The following is a 2,486-nucleotide window of genomic DNA, read 5'->3' on the forward strand; positions in this document are numbered from 1 at the left end:
TTGGGGTCGGAGTAGGCGTCGGTGTGGGGGTGGGTGTAGGCGTCGGGGTCGGCGTCGGCTTGTGGTCGCCGTCGTTCTGGGTTGGGTCGCTGTCCGGGGTCGGGGCGCCACTGGGGGTGTTGTCGCCTTCGGTCGAGGGCTGTGCGGGGTCCTTCGTCGGGTCGCGGTCCTCGGAGTTCTCTGGCTTGGAGTCGGAGCCTGGCTTGGAGTTGTGGTGGGTGAACGTGGAGCCGATGCTGCCCCCCCTGCTGCCGAAGGCGTCGCCGGACACCAGCTCGTACGTCACGATCCCCGCCATCGTCACCCCGAAGATCAGCGCGGCGCCCAGCAACGGCCGTTTCCAGCCGCGTATGCGCTTGCCGTGCACCGTGGGCTCGCCGAAGTCCTGGTCTGATGGCGGTTCCGCGGTGCGGAGCAGCATCGTCCGGTCGGTTGCCCCGCCCGGGACCGGCTGCGGCACTTGGCGAGCCGCGGGCTTCGCGCGTACCGCGACCTCCTTGACCTGTTCGCCGGTACGCGAGAAGAAGTGCTGGAAGACCGTGCCGCCGCAGGTGGCGATGACACTCACCAGACCGGCGCCGAGGATCGTGCCGTAGACCCCGAAGCTCGACGCGAGCTTGGCCGCCACGACCGCGGCCACGGCGCTGCCAGCCACCTGCGGCACGCTCAGGTCGATCCGCTTCCTCCCCTTCTTCCTCGGTTCCTCGTTTTCGGCCATGTTCTGGTCGGCCATCCCCGTCCCTTGGTCGCCTTCGATACGTGCGTCTACAGAAGGGACAAATGGGCGAAGTGGATAGTTCCGTTTCTGGCGTTTATGTGAAGCAGGCCACCCGCGTAAGCAGCGGATTCGGGCGCGACGGCGGCCAACTCCCTTGCCCCGCGAGAACTTGGGCGGCGCGGCGGTCCAACCCTGTGGCCCGAATGGAGTACTGTTGCGAGCCCTGGGTCCGGTCTCCAACCTGGGTGTCCGGGGGCCTGACTAGACCTCCGGAAGGGGGCTCGCCACACAGGGTGACCGATCGGTCACTTAGCGTTGCGAATAGGTAACCGTGCCATAACGGCGCTCCAGGGCCCTTGCCCGACACGCCGGGCAAATCGGCAAGGTTGTGGCAGGCTGCACCCGGGCAGGCCACACTCGACTAGCGGAAGCAGCGACGCACGTGACGTCGGCAGGCACCACCCGGGAGGTCCCCATGCCCGAACTGCGTGTCGTGGCCGTCAGCAACGACGGCACACGGCTGGTGTTGAAGGCTGCGGACAGCACGGAGTACACGCTTCCGATCGACGAACGCCTGCGCGCCGCGGTGCGCGGCGACCGCCCACGGCTCGGCCAGATCGAGATCGAGGTGGAGAGCCACCTCCGGCCCCGCGACATCCAGGCACGGATACGTGCCGGTGCCTCCGCGGAAGAGGTCGCCCAGCTCGCCGGTATCCCGGTCGATCGCGTGCGGCGCTTCGAGGGCCCGGTGCTCGCGGAGCGCGCCTTCATGGCCGAGCGAGCCCGGAAGACCCCGGTGCGCCGCCCCGGCGAGAACACCGGGCCGCAGCTTGGCGAGGCCGTCCACGAGCGGCTGCTGATGCGCGGCATCGACAAGGACACCGTCCAGTGGGACTCCTGGCGCCGTGACGACGGCACCTGGGAGGTGCTGCTCGGGTACCGGGCCGCGGGCGAGACCCACACGGCCAGCTGGACGTACGACCCGCCGCGGCGGCTGGTCCAGGCCGTGGATGACGAGGCGCGCTCGCTGATCGGCGAGTCCGACGACATCTCCGCGACGCCCGAGCCCAGCTTTCCCTTTGTGCCTCGGATCGCCCGGCTGCCTCGTGACCGGCCGCTGGACCGCGCTCTCGACCGGCAGCTGGAGCGCCAGGCGGACCGGCAGTTGGACAGGCAGGCGGACCGGCCTAGCCTGCCCTCGCCTAGCCCGGAGCCCGCGGAGGAGAGCACGGCTGCCACCGGCTCGTCCGAACGTGACTCCCTGACGAGCCTTCTGGAGGCGGTACCCAGCTTCCGAGGCGACATGGTCGTGCCGGAGCGGCCGTCCACGACGCCTGCCGCGTCGACGGGTACGGACCTGCCCGCGACGGACGAGCCCGAGCAGGACCTGGACCTCGAAGCAGAGGAGGCGGCCCCGGCCGCGTCGGCGGGGTCCGCGTACGCGGACGTCCTGATGCCGCGCGCGGTGGCGGGGCACCGGGACCGCCTCGTCGGCACCACGGACCGCCAGGCCGAGGCGGACGGCGTCCGGCCCGGTCGCCGGGCCGCAGTCCCCAGCTGGGACGAAATCGTCTTCGGCACCCGCCGCAAGAAACAGGACTAACCCACCTCACGCCGACGGTCCGCCGCCCCGTTCATTCGTGGGGCGGAGCCCCGCCGTGGTGGCTGCGCTCTGTCTCGTCGTGGGGCGGGGCCGCGCGTCGGGGTGCGTGCCCGGGTGCGCGCTGTTTCGTTGTGGGGCGGGGCCGCGTCGGGGGGTACGTGCTCA

The 2,486-nt window shown here is 70.9% G+C and carries 2 protein-coding genes; one reads left to right on the forward strand and one right to left on the reverse strand.

Features of this window, described 5'->3' with window-relative positions; all coding sequences use genetic code 11:
- Positions 1 to 733 (reverse strand): hypothetical protein (locus U9R90_RS35475; RefSeq protein ID WP_411061555.1); only part of this gene is annotated, 733 nt, incomplete at its 3' end.
- 460 nt (positions 734 to 1,193) lie between these two features.
- On the opposite strand from U9R90_RS35475, the gene sepH reads away from it, so the two are divergent.
- Positions 1,194 to 2,321 (forward strand): septation protein SepH, encoded by a 1,128-nt coding sequence (gene sepH / locus U9R90_RS35480; RefSeq protein ID WP_411061556.1) that lies wholly within the window; start codon positions 1,194 to 1,196, stop codon positions 2,319 to 2,321.
- Positions 2,322 to 2,486 lie beyond the last annotated feature (165 nt).

The sequence above is a fragment of the Streptomyces sp. E11-3 genome, from assembly GCF_046540415.1.
In the GTDB taxonomy this organism is placed as follows: domain Bacteria; phylum Actinomycetota; class Actinomycetes; order Streptomycetales; family Streptomycetaceae; genus Streptomyces.